The 1,310-nt window shown below is 37.9% G+C and carries 2 protein-coding genes; both read right to left on the bottom strand.

Annotated features, from left to right (window positions below; translation table 11 throughout):
* Positions 1-58 precede the first annotated feature (58 nt).
* Positions 59-994, bottom strand: coding sequence for an IS3 family transposase (locus tag V6C11_RS04600; RefSeq protein WP_333529915.1), 936 nt, complete (start codon positions 992-994; stop codon positions 59-61).
* Complete coding sequence (locus V6C11_RS04595; protein WP_333529914.1) at positions 931-1,224, bottom strand: transposase; 294 nt, start codon at positions 1,222-1,224, stop codon at positions 931-933. Before V6C11_RS04595 ends, V6C11_RS04600 begins: the two co-directional genes overlap by 64 nt.
* Positions 1,225-1,310 lie beyond the last annotated feature (86 nt).

Raw genomic sequence — 1,310 nt, 5'->3', positions numbered from 1 at the left:
TGGTCTTCTGTCAAGATATCGGACAAGTTAAAAGTAGAAATATCCCTAGTTTATTGTTTTAACATGCTAAAGCACTTTCGAAATCATAAGGTGATATCATGCCACAATGTTCATGAATTCTAACAGTATTGTAAAAAGTTTCAATATACTCAAATACTAATTTATGAGCGTGGCTGGCGTTTTTGATCACGTATCTATTAAGCCATTCTCGCTTTATTAAGGCATGGAAAGCTTCTATACATGCGTTGTCCCATGGGTTACCTTTATTTGAGTAACTATGGATAAAATGTGCTGCTGGTGTAGCTTCAAGGTAGCCCTTTGATACATATTGGCATCCACGGTCACTGTGGATAACCACAGGTTGAGTAATTCTTCGATTCATTTTAGCTTTCTCAATGGCTTTTAATACATGCTCCGTGGATAAACTGTCTGATAACTGCCAGCCTATGATTTTCCTAGAAAATAGATCCATCACGCTAGTTAGATAGACAAAGCCGGATAGGGTGTAAATATAGGTTATATCCGTAACCCAAACAGTGTCGGGTCCCTTTGGATTAAAATCTCTATTGAGGATGTTTTTAAGCTTGTTATCAAACTCGGGGTCTATGGTTGTTCTGGTGTAGGGGCGTACCCAGATAGCTTTTATTCCTTCTTCTCTCATGTAGTTACCGACTGTCTTCTCGGCTATTACATGACCCCTTGATTGAAGGATTGATGTGATTTTAGGTGCACCATATATTTGATGGGATTCATTATAAATCTCTACAATTTCGGCCTTGATTTTTTGCTTCCTAATTTCCTGATTGGACGGGGTTCGTTTGACCCAGCTGTAATATCCTGATGAAGAAACGCCCAATAATTTGAGCACACTGTTAACAGAAATCTTGCGCTCCTTCGATGCTAGTCTTGTTGACAAGTAAATAGATTCTGTTAGTTGTTCAGTATGCTTATAGCCTTTTTTAAGATGTCCAACGCATCCCTTGAATCTTTTAATTCTTTCTTTAAACGAGCGATTTCTTTTTCAGTATCTGAACCATAATTGCCCGACCCTCTGTGAATAACGGTGCCGTCATTTGTTTTAGCACTCGCTGCCCACTTACTTAAGGCCGACTTACTAACTTTAAGATCTTCAGCTACTTTTTCCAGACTTTTACCTGATGAATGATAATAGTTTACAGCATCCTGCTTGAATTCAGCACTGTATTGTTTCTTATGCTTTCCCATTAAACAGTTCCTCCTAGTTAGTTTTAATTTTACACTAAGCTAGGAAAAATCTCTATTTTGGTTGTCCTATTTTTATTCTAGCAGCA

Origin of the sequence: Desulfotomaculum sp. 1211_IL3151 (assembly GCF_036763075.1) — a bacterium.
In the GTDB taxonomy this organism is placed as follows: Bacteria; Bacillota; Desulfotomaculia; order Desulfotomaculales; family Desulfotomaculaceae; genus Desulfotomaculum.
The sequence above is the reverse complement of the archived record's forward strand: the minus strand, read 5'-3'. Positions and strand labels throughout refer to the sequence as shown.

Bases quoted from the DNA above. Each gene is read 5' to 3' on its own strand.
- V6C11_RS04595 (WP_333529914.1), bottom strand. From the start codon at position 1,224: ATGGGAAAGCATAAGAAACAATACAGTGCTGAATTCAAGCAGGATGCT.